The sequence below is a fragment of the Halomonas sp. B23F22_20 genome, from assembly GCF_043496985.1.
GTDB lineage: Bacteria > Pseudomonadota > Gammaproteobacteria > Pseudomonadales > Halomonadaceae > Halomonas.
Genome location: NZ_JBIEKH010000003.1, coordinates 110,738 through 128,088, shown reverse-complemented (window position 1 = coordinate 128,088; position 17,351 = coordinate 110,738). Strand labels below are relative to the sequence as shown.

The 17,351-nt window shown below is 66.5% G+C and carries 18 protein-coding genes; 7 read left to right on the top strand and 11 right to left on the bottom strand.

Annotation, left to right across the window (positions count from 1 at the left end):
* The first annotated feature begins 58 nt into the window (after positions 1 to 58).
* Entirely contained in the window at positions 59 to 1,435 is a 1,377-nt protein-coding gene (locus tag ACGTN6_RS02980; RefSeq protein ID WP_394589739.1) for an aldehyde dehydrogenase family protein, read from the top strand.
* 69 nt (positions 1,436 to 1,504) lie between these two features.
* Here the strand turns inward: ACGTN6_RS02980 and ACGTN6_RS02975 are convergent, their stop codons facing one another.
* Together ACGTN6_RS02975 and ACGTN6_RS02970 are read right to left on the bottom strand one after the other, a co-directional pair.
* Positions 1,505 to 1,990 carry a hypothetical protein gene (locus tag ACGTN6_RS02975; protein WP_394589738.1) on the bottom strand — a complete coding sequence of 162 codons (486 nt, stop codon included), beginning with the start codon at positions 1,988 to 1,990 and terminating at the stop codon, positions 1,505 to 1,507.
* Positions 1,987 to 2,964: an alpha/beta hydrolase gene (locus ACGTN6_RS02970; protein ID WP_394589737.1), complete on the bottom strand. Its 978-nt coding sequence runs from the start codon at positions 2,962 to 2,964 to the stop codon at positions 1,987 to 1,989. The genes ACGTN6_RS02975 and ACGTN6_RS02970 overlap by 4 nt, the downstream gene beginning before the upstream one ends.
* A gap of 240 nt (positions 2,965 to 3,204) precedes the next feature.
* On the opposite strand from ACGTN6_RS02970, the gene ACGTN6_RS02965 reads away from it, so the two are divergent.
* Positions 3,205 to 5,379 carry a malate synthase G gene (locus ACGTN6_RS02965; RefSeq protein ID WP_394589735.1) on the top strand — a complete coding sequence of 725 codons (2,175 nt, stop codon included), beginning with the start codon at positions 3,205 to 3,207 and terminating at the stop codon, positions 5,377 to 5,379.
* 302 nt (positions 5,380 to 5,681) lie between these two features.
* A complete protein-coding gene (locus ACGTN6_RS02960) occupies positions 5,682 to 6,095 on the top strand; it encodes a PaaI family thioesterase (RefSeq protein ID WP_183387751.1) in 414 nt (137 codons plus the stop codon).
* On the opposite strand, the gene ACGTN6_RS02955 is transcribed toward ACGTN6_RS02960, so the two are convergent.
* A complete protein-coding gene (locus tag ACGTN6_RS02955) occupies positions 6,071 to 6,463 on the bottom strand; it encodes a DUF423 domain-containing protein (protein WP_394589734.1) in 393 nt (130 codons plus the stop codon). The two genes, ACGTN6_RS02960 and ACGTN6_RS02955, sit on opposite strands and share 25 nt — an antisense overlap.
* Positions 6,464 to 6,558: 95 nt before the next feature.
* Between ACGTN6_RS02955 and thiS the strand changes: the two genes are divergently transcribed.
* From thiS to trmB, 3 genes are read left to right on the top strand one after another with little or no spacing between them, the layout of a single operon-like run.
* Entirely contained in the window at positions 6,559 to 6,759 is a 201-nt protein-coding gene (gene thiS / locus ACGTN6_RS02950) for a sulfur carrier protein ThiS (protein WP_183387749.1), read from the top strand.
* 40 nt (positions 6,760 to 6,799) lie between these two features.
* Positions 6,800 to 7,597, top strand: coding sequence for a thiazole synthase (locus ACGTN6_RS02945; RefSeq protein WP_394589733.1), 798 nt, complete (start codon positions 6,800 to 6,802; stop codon positions 7,595 to 7,597).
* Between the two features lie 48 nt (positions 7,598 to 7,645).
* Positions 7,646 to 8,392, top strand: a complete 747-nt coding sequence (trmB, locus tag ACGTN6_RS02940) for a tRNA (guanosine(46)-N7)-methyltransferase TrmB (protein ID WP_394589732.1) — start codon at positions 7,646 to 7,648, stop codon at positions 8,390 to 8,392.
* A 16-nt stretch (positions 8,393 to 8,408) separates the two neighbouring features.
* Here trmB and ACGTN6_RS02935 read toward each other — a convergent pair whose 3' ends face one another.
* Positions 8,409 to 9,446: a DMT family transporter gene (locus tag ACGTN6_RS02935; protein WP_394589731.1), complete on the bottom strand. Its 1,038-nt coding sequence runs from the start codon at positions 9,444 to 9,446 to the stop codon at positions 8,409 to 8,411.
* A 90-nt stretch (positions 9,447 to 9,536) separates the two neighbouring features.
* Here ACGTN6_RS02935 and ACGTN6_RS02930 point away from each other — a divergent pair, with 90 nt between their 5' ends.
* A complete protein-coding gene (locus tag ACGTN6_RS02930) occupies positions 9,537 to 10,421 on the top strand; it encodes a LysR substrate-binding domain-containing protein (protein WP_394589730.1) in 885 nt (294 codons plus the stop codon).
* A 435-nt stretch (positions 10,422 to 10,856) separates the two neighbouring features.
* On the opposite strand, the gene ACGTN6_RS02925 is transcribed toward ACGTN6_RS02930, so the two are convergent.
* The 7 genes from ACGTN6_RS02925 to ACGTN6_RS02895 all read right to left on the bottom strand — a co-directional run bounded on the left by ACGTN6_RS02925 (position 10,857) and on the right by ACGTN6_RS02895 (position 17,287).
* Positions 10,857 to 11,771, bottom strand: a complete 915-nt coding sequence (locus ACGTN6_RS02925; protein WP_394589729.1) for an AEC family transporter — start codon at positions 11,769 to 11,771, stop codon at positions 10,857 to 10,859.
* 36 nt (positions 11,772 to 11,807) lie between these two features.
* Complete coding sequence (locus ACGTN6_RS02920; protein WP_394589728.1) at positions 11,808 to 12,854, bottom strand: alpha/beta hydrolase family protein; 1,047 nt, start codon at positions 12,852 to 12,854, stop codon at positions 11,808 to 11,810.
* A 10-nt stretch (positions 12,855 to 12,864) separates the two neighbouring features.
* Positions 12,865 to 13,581: an FKBP-type peptidyl-prolyl cis-trans isomerase gene (locus ACGTN6_RS02915; protein WP_394589727.1), complete on the bottom strand. Its 717-nt coding sequence runs from the start codon at positions 13,579 to 13,581 to the stop codon at positions 12,865 to 12,867.
* Between the two features lie 141 nt (positions 13,582 to 13,722).
* Positions 13,723 to 14,166: a universal stress protein gene (locus tag ACGTN6_RS02910; RefSeq protein ID WP_394589884.1), complete on the bottom strand. Its 444-nt coding sequence runs from the start codon at positions 14,164 to 14,166 to the stop codon at positions 13,723 to 13,725.
* Between the two features lie 26 nt (positions 14,167 to 14,192).
* Positions 14,193 to 15,479, bottom strand: a complete 1,287-nt coding sequence (locus ACGTN6_RS02905) for a TRAP transporter large permease (protein WP_394589726.1) — start codon at positions 15,477 to 15,479, stop codon at positions 14,193 to 14,195.
* Between the two features lie 28 nt (positions 15,480 to 15,507).
* A complete protein-coding gene (locus ACGTN6_RS02900; protein ID WP_394589725.1) occupies positions 15,508 to 16,086 on the bottom strand; it encodes a TRAP transporter small permease in 579 nt (192 codons plus the stop codon).
* 178 nt (positions 16,087 to 16,264) lie between these two features.
* The gene (locus ACGTN6_RS02895; protein ID WP_394589724.1) at positions 16,265 to 17,287 is read right to left on the bottom strand and encodes a TRAP transporter substrate-binding protein; all 1,023 of its coding nucleotides are present in this window, start codon (positions 17,285 to 17,287) and stop codon (positions 16,265 to 16,267) included.
* Positions 17,288 to 17,351 lie beyond the last annotated feature (64 nt).

The following is a 17,351-nucleotide window of genomic DNA, read 5'->3' as shown; positions in this document are numbered from 1 at the left end:
CGGGTGGGTGGCGATCAAAAGCCCATGGAAGGGGGCGGAAGAAATGGAGAGTCGCATAATGAACAATCCTTTCCGGTCAATCTTCGACCGCCAGAAAGAGGCCTTCTTGACGGACCGTTCCAAGTCGCGCGAGTGGCGGCTGGATCAGCTGGCAAGGATGGAGCGCATGCTGCTGGATCACCAGGATCGCTGGTGTGAATCTCTCTACGAAGATTTCCGTAAACCGGCCTTCGAGCAGCGGTTCGAGATCACGGTGCCGATGGGCAATATTGCCTACTATCGTGACAACCTCGATCGGCTGATGGCGCCGGAGGAGGTGGAGATTCCAGAAGGCCTGGCCAAGCTGGGACAACGCGGCGTGATTCGGCGGGAGCCCTATGGTGTCACCCTGGTGATCGGGCCCTTCAATGCCCCCATCCTGCTGCTGCTGGACCCGGCCATTGCCGCGTTGGCGGCGGGCAATCCGGTGATCCTGAAGCCCGCGAACACCACGCCGGCTACGGCGGCGTTGTTCGCCGAGCTGATACCGCAATACTTTGCTTCCGAGGATGTATCGGTGGTCACCGGCGGGCGCGAGCAGATATCGGCGCTACTGGAATTGCCCTTCGACTTCATCTTTTTCACGGGCAGCGCGACGGTGGGCAAGATCGTCATGCGAGCCGCGGCCGAGCATCTGACCCCCGTGCTGCTGGAGCTGGGAGGGCAGAATCCGACCATCGTGGACTCGACCGCCGATCTCGATCGCGCCGCTGACGCCATCGCCTGGGGCCACAATGCCATCTCCGGGCAATGGTGCATTGCGCCTGGTTTCGTCTGCGTGCATGACAGTGTCGCGGAGGCTTTCGTAGAGAAGCTGAAGGCTTCGGTGACGCGGATGTACGGTGAAGATCCCGTGAAAAGCCCCGATTTTGCACGAATGATCAGCGAAAAGGATGCGGCTCGGGTTCAGTCCTACATCTTGCCGGAAAAGACCGTGCTAGGCGGTCGCTCCAATCAGGCAGAACGCTATGTCGAGCCTACACTGCTCTATCCGTCTGACTGGTCCGATCCTGCGATGCAGCAGGAGATATTCGGCCCGGTACTACCGATCCTACGCTTTGACGATCTGGAGGCGTTGATCGCCCGCCTGAAGACCCGGGATAAACCTCTGGCTGCCTATATCTTCAGTCAGGATGAGGCGACGATCGAGCGATTCCTCCATGCGTTCTCGTTCGGTGGAGGCTGCGTGAATCTGACCAATCTGCACTGCTGGGTTGGCTCACTGCCCTTCGGTGGCGTCGGGATGTCCGGCATGGGCAAATATTATGGCAAGGCGGGGTACGAGGCGCTGAGCAATGCCAAGTCTCTGCTGATTTCACCGGCCGACAAGACGCTCGACGTCTACCCGCCCTACGCGGATAAGGATATCGACGCCATGCTGGCGCCATTCTCCTGACGCCCTGCAGCGGCCCCTTTACCCGTGAGCCACGCTCGGCCAACGGGCCCGACGCACGGTGCACGAGGTCTACAGGGCCGTGGCGTCCAGGGCGCCGTCCAGCTGCGATTGCCACAGCGGGGTCTGGCTGCCGGGGCGTCTCAGGGTCAGCTGCAGGCGGTAGGGCAGCAGGGTGCGGTCGGACAGCGTGAGCTGCGGTCCGGCGGCGATCAGCCGGCTGTCCAGGCGCCATTGGTTGGCGCCGGCCCCCTGGGAGAGCGATGGCTGCCAGTCGAGTACCTGGGGGCTCTGGTTGCGGCCCAGCAGGGCACGGGTCAGGCTCTCGAGCAGGCGATCCTGTGCCACGCCCAGTTGGGCGTCGACCTCCGGCATCGCCAGCAGCAGTACCTGGTCAGTGGCGGGACGTGGCAGGGTGGGGGCCGCCACTACCGCCTCTGCGGCTCGCTCGCCCAGGCCAAACAGGGCCTGACGAACCGTCTGCGGGCGTTCCGGAGGGCCGGCAGCACAGCCGGCGAGCAGCAGGATAAGCAGCAGGGTCAGCGCGCGAGATGTCATCGGTAGCTGGCTCCCGAAGGCGTGATGTCGTGACGCTCCTCCAGGCCAGCGATGAAGCGCTCGAGCTCCTCGAACAGCACACGGCGGATCGGCTCGGCCTCGTTGACCAGATGGTGCCTGGCCTCTGGATGGCGATGGATCTCGGCCCGCGGAAACTTGCGTGCCAGGACCTCAAGGTTCCACTCCCAGTCCACCGTCAGGTCCTGTTCTCCCTGCAGGATCAGCGTCGGCAGCTGGCTGGCCGGCATGGCCAGCAGCTGGGGCATCCAGCGTCGCATCGCGTCCACCCATTCCATGGCTAGGCGGTCCGGCTGCAGGGGATCTCCCTCGCGCAGGAAGGCGGCGAAGTCGCTGTCGGTAGAGTTCTCGCGGAAGCGGCGGGGAATCGAGCGCACGAAGGGGCCCACCAGGCGGTGGAGCCAGCTCGACTGGGTCCAGCCCCAGGGGCGCACCAGCGGCGCCAGCAGGGCCAGGCCGTTCCAGTGGCCGTCATCGCCTCGGCGCAGGGCATCGGTGGCCAGGATCGCCGCCCCGGTACTCTGTCCGATGCCCAGCCAGGGCCGCGGGGCCAGGTCGCGAACCGCCAGCTGGGACTGCAGGCTGCGCAAGCAAGCGCCGTATTCGTCGAAGTCGGCGATGGTGGCACGGGCACCGCTGGACAGGCCATGCCCCGGCAGGTCCCAGAGCACGACCTGCCAGCCGCGTTCGAGCAGGCACTCGAGCAGGTGACGATACAGGCCCAGATGGTCATAGTAGCCGTGAACCACGAAGATGGTGCCGCGCGGAGTGGGTGGACGCCATACTTGGGTCCACAGGCGAAAGCCCTGCGCGTCCACATATCCCACATGGAGACCGACCCGCTCGGCCAGCAGGGGCGCCAGGCCATAGTGGCCCAGATAGCCCTGTAGCGGGGTGCCGGACGGGTCGGCTGGCGCAATGGGCCCCAGGGCCTGTAAGGGGGTGAAGTCGCTCATGGGATCCTCCGCAATGCCTGCCCATGCTAGCGTTCCGTCATGATGGTCGCCAGCGTGATGACGAGCGGCTCATCCAACGCCAGGGTCTCGTCTATTGGTCTAGTCTGCGGGGTTGTTCGCAGGCTTTGGGTTTACATGTGGAAGTATTTTCCACAAAATTGTCATTACGCAGTCACCTTTCCCTGTCCGGCTGTTCGGTGCCAGGGGAGCGCCGAAACGCCCTGCATAGGAGAACGACCCATGACCCAACGCATCACCCGCCACCGCCTGCAGGTGGCCGCCGAGCTGGACCGGTTCATCAACGAGCAGGCCTTGCCGGGTTCCGGCATCGATCCCGAGGCCTTCTGGGCCGGCGTCGACGCCCTCTTTCATGATCTGACACCGAAGAACCGCGATCTGCTCGCCGAGCGCGACCGTCTGCAGGCCGAGCTCGATGGCTGGCACCGCGAAAACAGCGGCCCGGTGCGCGACATGGCGGCCTATCGCGGCTTCCTCGAGCGTGTCGGTTACCTGCAGCCGGCGCCCGCCGAGGTGGCCGTCACGACCGTCAACGTCGATCGCGAGATCGCCGTGCAGGCCGGTCCGCAGCTGGTGGTGCCGGTGAACAACGCCCGCTATGCGCTGAATGCCGCCAATGCTCGCTGGGGCAGCCTCTATGATGCCCTCTATGGTACCGATGCCATCGGCGAAGAAGACGGCGCAGAGAAGGGCGATAGCTTCAACCCCAAGCGCGCCGAGAAGGTCATCGCCTACGCCCGGGGCGTGCTCGATCGTGCCGCACCGCTCGCCACCGGCTCCCATCGCGAGGCGGTCAAGTACGCGCTGCGTGACGGCCACCTGGTGGTGACCCTGGAGGGCGGACGTGAAACCGGCCTCAAGGAGCCAGGCAAGCTGGTCGGCTACCTTGGCGACGCGGCGGCTCCCTCTTCGGTGCTGCTGGTCAACCATGACCTGCATCTGGAGATCCAGATCGATGCCGGCCACCCGATCGGCAAGACCGACCCGGCCGGGGTCAAGGACGTGATCGTCGAGGCCGCGCTGACCTCGATCATGGACTGCGAGGACTCCGTGGCAGCGGTGGATGCCGAGGACAAGGTCGGCGTCTACGCCAACTGGCTGGGCCTGATGAAGGGCGACCTCGAAGAGCAGATCGAAAAGGGCGGCAAGAGCTTCACTCGCAGGCTGGCGGCGGATCGTACCTGGACCACGCCGGATGGCGGCGAGGTCACGCTGCCCGGACGCTCGCTGCTGTTCGTTCGCAACGTCGGCCACTTGATGACCACCCCGGCGGTGCTGGATGCCGAGGGCAACGAGCTGCCGGAGGGGATTCTCGACGGCATCGTCACCAGCCTGATCGCCATCCGCGATCTGCAGAAGGGCACCGACGAGGCACGCAACTCCCGCGAGGGCTCGGTGTACATCGTCAAGCCCAAGATGCACGGCCCGGCGGAAGTGGCCTTTGCCAACGAGCTGTTCGGGCGCGTCGAAGACCTGCTGGGCCTCGAGCGCGATACCCTCAAGATGGGCATCATGGACGAAGAGCGCCGCACCTCCGTCAACCTCAAGGCCTGCATCAACGAGGCTACCTCCCGGGTGGTGTTCATCAACACCGGCTTCCTCGACCGCACCGGCGACGAGATGCACACCGCGATGCAGGCCGGTCCCATGGTGCGCAAGGGCGACATGAAACACGCCGCCTGGATCGGCGCCTACGAGCGCAACAACGTCCAGACCGGCCTGGCCTGCGGGCTGCGGGGCCACGCCCAGATCGGCAAGGGCATGTGGGCCATGCCGGACCTGATGGCGGCCATGCTCGAGCAGAAGATCGGCCATCCTAAGGCCGGTGCCAACACCGCCTGGGTGCCGTCACCGACCGCCGCCACCCTGCACGCCCTACACTACCACCAGGTCAGCGTGACCGACGTGCAGCGTGAGCTGGAGGCCCAGGGTGAACCGGACTTTCTGGATGACCTGCTCAGCGTGCCGGTGGCCGAGTCCCCGACCTGGAGCGACGAGGACATCCAGCAGGAGCTGGACAACAATTGCCAGGGCATCCTCGGCTACGTGGTGCGCTGGGTCGAGCACGGCGTCGGCTGCTCCAAGGTGCCGGACATCCACGACGTGGGCCTGATGGAAGACCGCGCTACCCTGCGTATCTCCAGCCAACACGTGGCCAACTGGCTGCATCATGGCGTGGTGGATGCCGATCGCGTGCGAGCGACCCTGGAGCGCATGGCCAAGGTGGTTGACGACCAGAACGCCGGCGATCCGGCCTATCGGCCGATGAGCGCCGACTTCGCTGCCTCGAATGCCTTCCAGGCCGCCTCGGACCTGATCTTCAAGGGCCTCGAGCAGCCCTCCGGATACACCGAGCCGCTGCTGCATCACTGGCGCGCCGTGCACAAGGCGGGATAATCGGCTGCGGGCTGCGGGCTGCGGGCTGCGGGCTGCGGGCTGCGGGCTGCGGGCTGCGGGCTGCGGGCTGCGGGCTGCGGGCTGCGGGCTGCGGGCTGCGGGCTTATGCCCCGGGCTTCGATGAGCCCGAGGTAGGGGCTTAGACTGAGGCTCGTGGCTCGTGGCTCGTGGCTCGTGGCTCGTGGCTCGTGGCTCGTGGCTCGTGGCTCGTGGCTCGTGGCTCGTGGCTCGCGCCGACTGTGCGCGGGCGTTGGCCTGGGCTATCTTGGGGCCATCGTCGACTCGCCGCAGGGAGTGCGCCCATGACCGTGATGACTGCCGCCGCCATCGAGGAATTCCTCGACGAGGTGTTTCCCCAGCGTGCCGGTACCATCGAAGGCGTCGGCGACTGCCGCGCCACCATGAGCCTGGCCATCGAAGACGAGCACTTGCGCCCCGGGGCCAGCGTCTCCGGACCGACCCTGATGGGACTCGCGGACGTTTGCCTCTATGTGGCGATACTGGCCCAGATCGGCCCCGAGCCGATGGCGGTCACCAGCGATCTGCACTGCCGCTTCCTGCGCCGTCCGAGGGGCGATCGTGACCTCATCGCCAATGCCCGATTGCTGAAGCTGGGGCGGCGGCTGGCGGTGGGTGAGGTGCAGCTCTTCTCCGACGGCGAGGAGGAGCCGGTGGCGCTGGTCACGGCCACCTATGTGTTGCCGGACGCTGATTGATGCCGCCAGGCAGTGGCGGCCAGTGCCAGCCAGCCGCCGATCAGCAGCCCGCCGCCGAGCGGCGTGATCGCCCCCAGCACCTTCACGCCGGTGAGTGCCAGGGCATACAGCGAGCCTGAAAACAGTCCCGTACCGGCCAGCCACAGGCTCAGGGTCAGGCGCTGGCCGGACAGTGGCTGGCTGGCGCGCCAGGCGAGCACGCCGAGCATCGCCAGCGTGTGCCAGGCCTGGTAGCGCACAGCGGTTTCGTAGACCACCATCAGCCGCGCGGACAGCGTTCCGTTCAAGGCGTGGGCGCCGAAGGCCCCGGCCATCACCATCAGGGCGCCGCACAGCGCCACCACCAGCCACCAGCCTCGATCCCGCATTGCGTCTCTCCGGTCGTCTCACGCGCTTACCGTACCCGGGCGGGCCTCGAGGCGCTACAATATGGGCCCGCGAAATCGCAGCCCCGGAGGATGCCATGCAGATCCAGCTCAATGGCGAGTCCCGCCACCTGGAGGCCGAGGCCTCGGTGGCCCAACTGGTCGAGACCCTTGGCCTGGCCGGACGGCGCATTGCCGTGGAGGTCAACGAGGAGATCGTGCCCAGGAGCGCCCACGGCGAGACGCGCCTGGCCGACGGTGACCGGGTGGAGATCGTCCATGCCATCGGCGGCGGCTGAACCGCCGGCTGCTGAGACCCTTGCACAGGAGCACAACAAGATGACTGACTTCTTCCAGGATGCGCCGCTGCGCGTCGCCGGCCGCGAATTCGCCTCGCGCCTGCTGGTGGGGACCGGCAAGTACCGCGACTTCGACGAGACGGGTGAGGCCATCGCCGCCAGCGGGGCCGAGGTGGTGACCTTCGCCGTGCGGCGTACCAATCTGGGGCAGGACGCCTCGGCGCCCAACCTGCTCGACGTGGTCTCGCCGGATCGCTACACCCTGCTGCCCAATACCGCCGGCTGCTACACGGCCCAGGATGCGGTGCGCACTTGCCGTTTGGCCCGCGAGCTACTCGATGGCCACAACCTGGTCAAGCTCGAGGTACTGGGCGATGACACCACCCTCTATCCCAACGTCGTGGAGACCCTGGCCGCCGCCGAGACCCTGGTCGACGACGGCTTCGACGTCATGGTTTACACCAGCGACGACCCCATCGTCGCGCGTGAGCTGGAGCGGATCGGCTGCTGCGCGGTGATGCCGCTGGGCTCGCTGATCGGCTCCGGTCATGGCATCCAGAACCCGCACAACATCCGCCTGATCATCGAGCAGGCCGGCGTGCCGGTGCTGGTGGACGCCGGCATCGGCACCGCTTCCGAGGCTGCCCTGGCCATGGAGCTGGGCTGTGACGGCGTGCTGATGAACTCGGCCATCGCCCATGCCCGCCAGCCGGTGTTGATGGCCGGTGCCATGAAGCAAGCCGTCCAGGCCGGCCGTGAGGCCTTCCTCGCCGGGCGCATGCCGCGCCGCCAGGGCGCCGATCCGTCCTCGCCGCTGGCCGGGCGCATCAACGCCTGATGCCTCTTTCTTCCTGAGTTTCGACCTTCACGAGTTTCGACGCCGCGCATGAACGACGAACAGAGCCCCGACACCTCCTCGACCACCGGTCCCGAGAGTCCCGACGCCCCGCTGCATCGCCGTGGCATCAAGAGCTACGTGCTGCGTGCCGGGCGCATGACCGCCGCCCAGACCCGCGGCCTCGAGGAGGTCTGGCCGCGGCTGGGGTTGACGCTCGCCGACGGCCGCCAGGATCTGGAGGCGCTGTTCGGGCGCCGTGCGCCGGTAGTGGTGGAGATTGGCTTCGGCATGGGCGCCTCGCTGATCGAGCAGGCCGAAACCCATCCGGATACCGACTTCATCGGCATCGAAGTGCATGCCCCCGGCGTCGGCAAGCTGCTCGACGAGGCCGACAAGCGCGGCCTGACCAACCTGCGGGTCTATCGTGAGGACGCTTTGGCGGTGCTCGAGCAGTGCCTGCCGGCGGGCAGTCTCGCGACCCTGCAGCTGTTCTTTCCCGACCCCTGGCCGAAGAAGAAGCACCACAAGCGGCGCATCGTCCAGCCGGCCTTCGTCGAACTGGTGCGTACCCGTCTCGCGCCCGGTGGCACGCTGCACATGGCCACCGACTGGGAGGCCTACGCCGAGTGGATGGCCGAGGTGATGGCCGAGGCCCCGGGTTACGAGAACACCGCCGCCGCTGACACCGCGCCCTACGTGCCGCGTCCCGAATTTCGCCCGTTGACCAAGTTCGAGAAGCGCGGCGAGAAGCTTGGCCACGGCGTGTGGGACCTGATCTTCCGTCGCGTCGACTGACTTTCCCGACCGGCGTTCAGCCCCGGCGTGTCGTCGGGGCGCTCGGCCTGACCACGCGCCGCGGCTTGCGCCGCACCGTCGGGCTGGCAGTAGCGACATGACCGCCGGCACCCCGGCCGTGCCGGCGGCCGCTCGCCAGGGCCGCTCCCGCTCCGAGCAGGCCCATGGCCATGCCGACGATACCCAGTGCGCCTGGCCACTCGCCGAACATCAGGGCCGTGGCGGCGAGCGTTGCGGCCGGCGTCAGGGCGACCAGGGCCGCACTCTGGCTCACCCCGAAGCGCTGCAGGCTGGCGTTGAAGAAGCCGTAGCCGCCGAAGGTGGCGAGCACGATCAGCCAGGCCAGCACGGTGAGCGTCTCCACGGACGGCCGCGGGGCCGGCAACCCGTCGCCGCGCCACAGGGCAGCCACTCCGAAGACCGCGGTGGCCGCCGCCAGTTGGGCGGTCAGTCGCACCGACATGGGCAGGCTTGCCGGTCGCCCGGCGCTCAATACGCTGCCCAGGCTGACCGCGGCCACCGCCAGCAGCGGCAATCCGTAGGCCCAGAGTGCTGCGCTGCCGAGACCTTGCAGGTCATCCACCACGCTCAGTCCCGCTCCTAGGGTCGCCGCGGCTAGCCCCAGCCACTGCACCGGCCGCGGACGCTCACCGAGCAGTCCTCCGGCCAGCAGCGTTGCTGCCAACGGCTGCAGGGCGCCGATCAGCGCTGCCACTCCGGCGCTTACCCCGCTCTCTATCGCCAGTAACATGGCCAGCAGGTAGCCGCCCACCGTGAGGCTGCCGACCAGTGCCTCGAAGCCCAGGGCCCGGGGGCGCCAGCCCCCCCCGTTCCGTCGACCGGTCGCGGCAAGGGCCCACGCGCCGGCCAGCAGGGTGGCCAGGGCGAAGCGCCAGGCGTACAGCGACAGCGTGGGCGTGTCGACGGCCAGGGCTAGCCGGCTGCCCACGAAGCCGCTGCTCCAGCACACCACGAAGCCCAGCGCGACGCCGAGGACGGCCAGGTATCGAGGCTGCCGGAAGCGCGGGAGTCGAATTTGTGGTATCGCCAGCATGGGGTTGCCTCCTCCTTCGAGCTTGCGGGAGCGAGTCTGGACCGGATAACGTCTTCAGAGAATCGAAACTTTTTTCATCGAGAGTTCAATATGGCTGAAGTCTCACCGCAAGCCCTGGATCTGGAGGCCCTGCGCAGTTTCGTGGCGGTGGCTCGTCTGGGGTCGTTGGCCGCGGCGGCGGCGGAGCGTCATCGCACCGTCAGTGCCCTGAGCATGCAGATCAAGCGCCTCGAGGCGCGTCTGGAGAGCCGGCTGCTGGTGCGCGGCGCCCGCGGCATGACGCTGACCGCCAGCGGCGAGGCGCTGCTCGGAGAGGCACGGGAGCTGCTGCGCCACCACGATGGCCTGGTGGCACGTATCAGCGGTCGAGGCCTGACGGGGCGGGTACGCTTCGGCATGCCGGAGGACTATGCCAGCCGACTGGTGGGTCGCCTGCTGCCGGATTTCCTGGCCCGGCATCCCGACGTGGTGCTGGAGGCGGTGACCGCCACCAGCGGTGAGCTGGCCAGGCGTCTGGAGCGTGGCGAGCTGTCGCTGATCGTGGCCCTGGATCGCCCCCACCGGCTGGTCGGCGGTGAGCCGCTGTGGCGGACCATGCCGGTATGGGCCGGTGCCCGTGAGCTGGCGCTGACGCCGGATGCCCCGCTGCCGCTGGCGCTGCACCCGGTGGACTGCCCCTATCGACAGCTGGGTGTCGAGACCCTGGAGGGCAGTGGACGGTCCTGGCACGCGGTGTTCACCAGCACCAGCATTCACGCGGTGGAGACCGCGGTGGAGGCCGGCCTGGCGGTGAGCATTCTCGAGCGCGATCGGTTGACGCCGGCCATGCGTGAACTCGGCGAGGCCGACGGGCTATCGCCGCTGCCCGGCTGTCAGGCCGAGCTGCACTATGGACGCCGGGTGACCGCGGCCTCCTGGCCGGCCGTGGAGGCGCTGGGCACGCTGATCAAGGCGCGGCTGGGCCAGCGCGAGTGAATAAAAAAAGGCCGCCATGTCGGCGGCCGAGGCACTCCCCTGAGGGTATCGCAAAAGAAAGCCGCCCTGGGCGGGGCGGCAAGAGACCGTGACTAGCAATGAGAAGGAGAAACCGGCGCGAGGCACTGGCTGGGCCCCGTCCGGGATGGCGCCTCATCAACGCCATGCAGGTAAGGTAAATCATTCTCATCTCATTGGTCAATACAAACGAGAATTTTTTTTATTTATGCCGTGGCGTTCTCGCAACGGCTTCCCCGTAACGAAAAAGCCGCCCCAGGTGGGGCGGCAAGAGACCGTGACTAGCAATGAGGAGGAGAATTCCCGCAGGAGACTGGGTCGGCTCCCTTGGGCCATGGCGCCTCATCCGCGCCATGGCCTCAAGGTAAGTCAGGCGGCGGCGGACTGTCAATGAAAACGAGAATATTTTTTATTTAGTCAGGCGGCCAGGCGTAGCCACAGGGGGAGGCTGAGCATGGCGAACAGCGTCTGGCCGGTGATCAGGGCGGCCATCAGTTCGGCATCGCCGCCTAGCTGGCGCGCCAGGATATAGGCCGACGTGGCGGTGGGCAGGGCGGCGAAAAGCAGCGCCACGTCGCGGCTGATCGGGTCCAGGCCGAGCAGTAGTGCGATGCCCAGCACCAGCGCCGGCAACACGGCCAGCTTGATCAGGTTGGCTGCCCAGACGCCGGCATCGCGGCGCAGCAGGGCCTGCGGACGCAAAGCGACGCCCACCGCGACCAGGCCCAGTGGCAGGGCCGCTCGGCCTAGCAGGCCCACCGCCTCGCGGCTCCAGCCGGGTAGGCCGAGGCCCGAAAGGTTGAGGGCGATCCCGGCCAGGCAGGCCAGAATCAGCGGATTGCGGGCCAGTGCGGCGAGGCTTTTCCCCATGCCGCCCGCGCCGAGAGTGCCGGCGGCCAGGAACGTCAGCACGCACAGTACGTTGACGACCGGTACCATCAGGGCGACGGCTACTGCCGCCACGGTGGCGCCGGCTGGGCCATGCAGGGCGGCGGCACCGGCCACGCCGACATAGGTGTTGAATCTCAGGGCTCCCTGGAACACCGAGGTGAAGGCTGGCGTGTCCAGGCCCAGGCGATGGCGCAGCGCCCAGAGTCCGGCACCCAGCACCAGCATGGCGCCGAGAAGCGCGAGAGCGAGCCGCGTGACCGGTACGGCTTGAATGTCGGCTTCGGCCAGGGTGGCCAGGAGCATGGCGGGAAACAGCAGGTAGTAGATCAGCCCTTCCAGGCGCGGCCAGAAGTCGCCGCCCGGCCAAGGGCCGCGGCCCAGGATCGCGCCCAGCAGGATCAGCAGGAATAGTGGACCGAGGGCCCCCGCGACGCCTTCCATGACGTTTCCTCCTCGATGGGTGGTAGGCCTGGGGCCTCAGTCGCTGTCGGGGGCGGCCTGGAGGCGGTCGAGCATGGACATCAGGGCTTCGACCTGGCTGCCGTCGCGGGAGTCGTGCAGTGGGTCCAGTTGCCAGGCGCTCTCGGCAAAGCCCCACCAGTCCCAGCAACCTTTTGGGTTGGCCAGGCTCGGCTCCGCCTGAGGGTAGAGCACGATTCTCCGCTTGTCGGCGGCCCGGGCGTTGAGGCCGCTGTAGCGAACGAAGCGCTCGTCGCCCGCGGCGGCGCTCATCTCGCAGCCGTGCAGGGCGATGGTGACCGGACAGCCGCCGGCCTGGCAAGCCTCGGGAATGAACACATAGCCGGCGTCGGCCAGCCCTCGGGCGTCCTGTGCCGACTGGTCGAAGCGTACCAGCCGGCCGGCCGTCACGTCGGACTCGCTCTCAGGGCCGCCGTGCAGCCAGGTCATGGCCTCGGTGGCGAGGTCGCGGTCGCAGGCCAGCAGGTGGCCACCGCCGCCCTTCTCACAGTCGGCCAGGGCGGCCGTCGGTGCCCGGGTGTCGGCGCCCACCGGCCAGCCGTGGGCGGCGTGCCCGTCACGCACGACACGCAGCTGCTCGTCGGGCGAGGCCAGCCAGCCGTTCAATTGCTCGATCAGGGCGTCGCTCAGCGTCGGGTCGACGATGCGGTCGCTGCCGCCATGCCAGACGAAGGCGCGCAGCCTGGCCAGGGCCCCGTCCGGGCCGGCCAGGTCGCGTGCCTGGTAGCCCTCGTGACGGGCTTCGATGGCATCCAGGTCCGGTGGGCCCAGGCGGGTGAACATGCACTGGCCGAGTGCCAGGCCAAGCTTTCCTTGGGCACAGCCCCAGGGGCCGGCGGCCACCACGCCCAGCCCCGCGAAGCGCGAGGGCCAGGCCACGGCCAGTTGGGCGGCCATGTAGCCGCCGGAGGAGACGCCGATCACGCTCGCCGCCTCGCGACTGGCAGCCAGGGCGGGCAGCGTGCCCGGCGTTTCCTGCGCCTGAAGCGCGGCGGCCGGCCCCAGGCAGAGGCCGGCCGCCAGCAACGCGGTCTTGAGCGTCATGCGCGTTGGATCACCCTTCCCCGTTGTCGCCTTGTGCCTCGTCGGCGGGGGTGACGTCGAGCAGTTCGACCTTGAACACCAGGGTCTCGTTGGGACCGATCGGGCCCTGGCCGCGGGCGCCATAGGCCAGATCGGCGGGGATCACGACTTCCCAGGTGTCGCCGACGCTCATCAGCTGCAGGGCTTCCTGCCAGCCTTCGATGACCTGGCCGACCCGGAAGCTGACCGGCTCGCCGCGCTCGTAGGAGCTATCGAACACGGTGCCGTCGATCAGCTTGCCTTCGTAGTTGACCTCGACGGTGTCCTCGGCGCCCGGAGTGGCGCCGTCGCCGGATTCGAGCTCGCGATACTGCAGGCCGGAATCGGTGACGGTCACGCCGTCCTGCTCGGCGTTCTCGGCCCGGTAGGCCTCGCCTTCGGCCTGGTTGGCCTCGGCGCGCTTCTCGGCCTCGGCGGCCTGCTTTTCCATGGCCTGCTGCTGGAAGGCTTGCATGGTCGAGGCCATTTCCTCGTCGGTCATCTCCAGCTCCTCGCCGGCGAAGACGTCCTGGACGGCTTGGGTGAAGGCGTCGACGTCGAGATCCTCGACGTCCTGCTGGATGCTCTTGCCCAGCGTCGCGCCGAGGCTGTAGCCGAGTTTCTCTGCGTCGGTCTCGGGCGCGGCGAGGGCCAGCGGCGCGGCGGTCAGCAGAGCCGTCAGGGATGCAGTGGTCAGCAGTCTCTTCATGAAAATGCCTTGTGTTCTGGCGTCTTGGCGCCAAAGTGGATGGAGTCCTTGGGACTCTAACAGGGCCGGGTCGGTTCCGCACCCGTCACGATGAGGCGGAGCCGACCCGGCTGGGGGAAGAGAAAAGAGGGAAGTGTGGGCTCAGACGACCAGTGTCGGGCAGTGAGCCGATCCCGCCACACGCTGGGAGACGCTGCCCAACAGCAGGCCCTTGTCGCCGTTGGTGCCCTGGGCGCCGATCACGATCAGGTCGCAGTCACGCTTGCGGGCGAAACGGACGATGGTCCGCGAGGGGCGTCCGCCCTTGACGAAGGCGCGCACCTTGTCTGCAGGCACGCCGAGTTCTGCGGCATGGGCCTTGGCCTGCACGGCGACCTCGGAAGCATACTCCTTGAGAGCATCGTCGGGGATGTCGAGCTTCTCGGGCCGGACCATGGACAGCGAGGCCTCGAGCAGGCTGTGATGCTTGAACACGCACAGAATATACAGTTCGGCGCCGGTGAGCTGCTGGAGGGCAATGGCCTTGTCCAATGCCTTGATCGCGCCCTTGGAACCATCCACCGGCACCATGATCCGTTTGAACATCATGACCTCTCCTCTAGGTGTCAGGGTCAGCCGCTGAAGGCCACGTCGCGCAGGAACAGGGCGATCTGCGGGAACATGATCAGCAGGGCGGCGGCGAGGATCAGCAGGAACACGAACGGCGGGGTGCCCTTGATCACGTCCAGATAGGGCCGCTTGAAGATCGCGATAGCGGTGAAGATGTCACAGCCGAAGGGCGGCGTCGCCGAACCGATGGCGACCTGCAGGGTGATCAGGATCCCGACCAGTACCGGGTCAAGACCGGTGGCTTCGATGGCCGGCGCGAATATCGGCGTCAGCACCAGGATGACCACGATGGGGTCGACGAACATGCAGGCCACGAAGAAGGCGATGCAGATCGCGATCAGCACCCCGGTGGGGCCGGCCTCGTTGATGCCCACGGCCTCGAGGATCGCCTGGGGGATCTGGGCGAAGGAGATGATCCAGGAGAAGCCGTTGCCCACCGCCACCAGGATGAACACCACCGCGGTGATTAGGCCGGTGGACTTGGCGATGGCGTAGATGTCGTTGACCTTCAGCGAGCGGAAGACCACGAACTCGAGCAGGATGGCGTACAGCACGCAGGCTGCGGCGGCCTCGGTGGGGCTGAAGATGCCGCCGTAGATGCCACCGACGATGATCACCGGAAAGCCCAGCGGCCATAGTGCCATGCGCACCGCGCCGAAGCGCTCGCCCCAGCTGGCCTTGGGTTCGGTGGGCACCTTGCGGATTACGGCATAGGCCACGCAGTAGAGGGAGAACATGCACAGGATCAGCAAGCCGGGACCGATGCCGGCGATGAACAGCTCGCCGATGGAGGTGCCGGAGATGACCCCATAGATGATCATGCCGATGCTGGGCGGGATCAAGAAGGCGATATCGCTGGAGTTGATGATCAGCGCCAGGGTAAAGGAGTCCGAGTAGCCGGCCTTGAGCATGCGCGGACGCAGCGGCGAGCCTACCGCCACCACGGTGGCCTGAGTGGAGCCAGAGACGGCCCCGAAGAGAGTACAGGAGGCGGCGGTGCTGACCGCCAGCCCGCCCTTCACGTGGCCGATGAAGGACATCACCATATTGATCAGGCGCTCCGCCGACTGACCGCGGGTCATGATGTCGGCGGCGAGGATGAACATCGGTACGGCGATCAGCGAGGCCGGTCGGATGCCCGCCATCATCTGCTGGATCAGGGTCTCCATCTGACCCAGGCCGTTGAACATCATGAAGAAGCCTATGACCGCCGCGGTGATCAGCGGGATCATCATCGGAAAGCCCAGCAATAGCAGGGCGATCATGGTTACTACCATTATTGTCGTCATCTTGCTTTCCCCCGGGCAATGCCCTGCGTCAGACTTCCGTTTCCGTATCCTTGTAGCCGTCGAGCACCGAGGTCGACAGGTAGACGTCCCGCGACGTCATGTTCTTGATGGCGGTGAGCAGGTACTGGATGCCGGTGATCAGAAAGCCAAGCGGAACCCAGATGTAGATGATGAAGATGGGAAAGCCCAATGCCGGCAGGATGCGTCCCTTGTCGTAGAGATCGAGAATATAAAGCACCGAATAGTAGAGCAGGAAGAACATCACCAGGGAGGTGAACAGCGAGATCGTGATCATCAAGGCGCGGCGACCGCCGACCGGCAGGGCATCGTAGATCGCCGACATGCGGATGTGGCGACCGTGACGCGCCGCATAGCCGATACCGGCGAAGGTGATCATGATGATCAGGATGCGGTTGACCTCACCGGAGAAGAAGATGCTTTCGCCAAGGGCGAAGCGACCGATGACGTTGGCGATGGTGTTGAAGGCCATCAGCAGCACGCCGACGGCCAGGATGACCGACTCGACCTTGCTGATGAAGGTGTCGATGACGCCGAGAAAGCCTGGCAGGCCCGAGCGATAGTGCTTTTCGGAATCTTCTTCAGTCATGGGCTTACTCCCTTTCAGCGGATATGGCGACGAAGCGACGTCCCTGTCGAGCAGCGTAATGGCTCGTCGCCATGCCGAGCACCTGCCGGGTCAACGTTGGGTGAACGTTGCCGCCGGTGTTGGAAACAAATCGGGGGCAGCCAGGCTGCCCCCGTCACGACGATCTGTGGGATCGCGCTTAACCTTCTTCTTGCTGCACGGCCTCGAGGTCGGCCTTGAACTGCTCGAGCAGTGCCGCACCGTCTTCGCCGGTCATCTCGAGGAACTCTTCCTCGACCTGCGGTGCGCGCTCCTTGAAGGCATCGATCTGCTCGTCGGTCAGGCGGGTCACGGTGACCTCGTCGGAGGCTTCCTGGATCTTGGCCAGGGATTCCTCGGCCAGGCCTTGGATGTGCTCGATGGTATGGTCATAGGCCGCGTCGGTGGCGTCCTGCACCAGCTGCTGATCCTCGTCGGACAGCCCTTCGTAGAAGTCCATGTTGGCCATCATGGCGGTGGTGAACCAGCCGTGACCGGTGAAGGTCAGGTTCGGGGAGACCTCATAGAGGCCGCCGGACTCGATCCAGAAGATCGGGTTCTCCTGGCCGTCGATGATGCCGGTCTGAAGGCCGCCGTAGACCTCGCCCCAGGGCAGCGGAGTCGGGGTAGCGCCGAAGGCGTTGTAGGTCTCGGCGAGCAGCGGATTGGTCATTACGCGGATCTTCTTGTTATCGAAGTCCGCGGGCTCGGTGATCGGTTCGTCGGCGGTGACCACCATCTCGCCTTCTGGATACATCTGCAGCAGCTTCAGGCCGTGCTCGGCGTAAAGCTCCGGGAACATCTCGTTGATGGCTTTGCTCTCGTCGAAGAACTCGAGCACGGTGTCCATGTCGGTCGGCATCAGATAGGGAATGAAGAAGATCTGAGCCGCCGGGATCAGGGCGCCGGTGAAGCCGGGTGACTGGTTGACGAACTGCAGGATGCCGTTCTGGGTCTGCTCCATGATGTCGTCGGACTCGCCGAGCTCACCGAAGCGATAGACCTGAACGCTGTGGTCGGAGTTTTCTTCCACATAGCGCTTGAATTCCTGGGCAAACACGTCCTGTACATCGCCCTCGTACTCCTCGTGGGCGTAACGCCAGTTGTCCGAGTAGGCGGCGGTGGACATGCCGAGCATCAGGGCGCCGATGCCGGCGGTGGTCAACAGCTTGTGTGCCTTCATTATTACGCTTCCTCTGCAGGTATTGTCGGCGAAAGCGGGACGATTCGCGCGACGAAACGAAGGT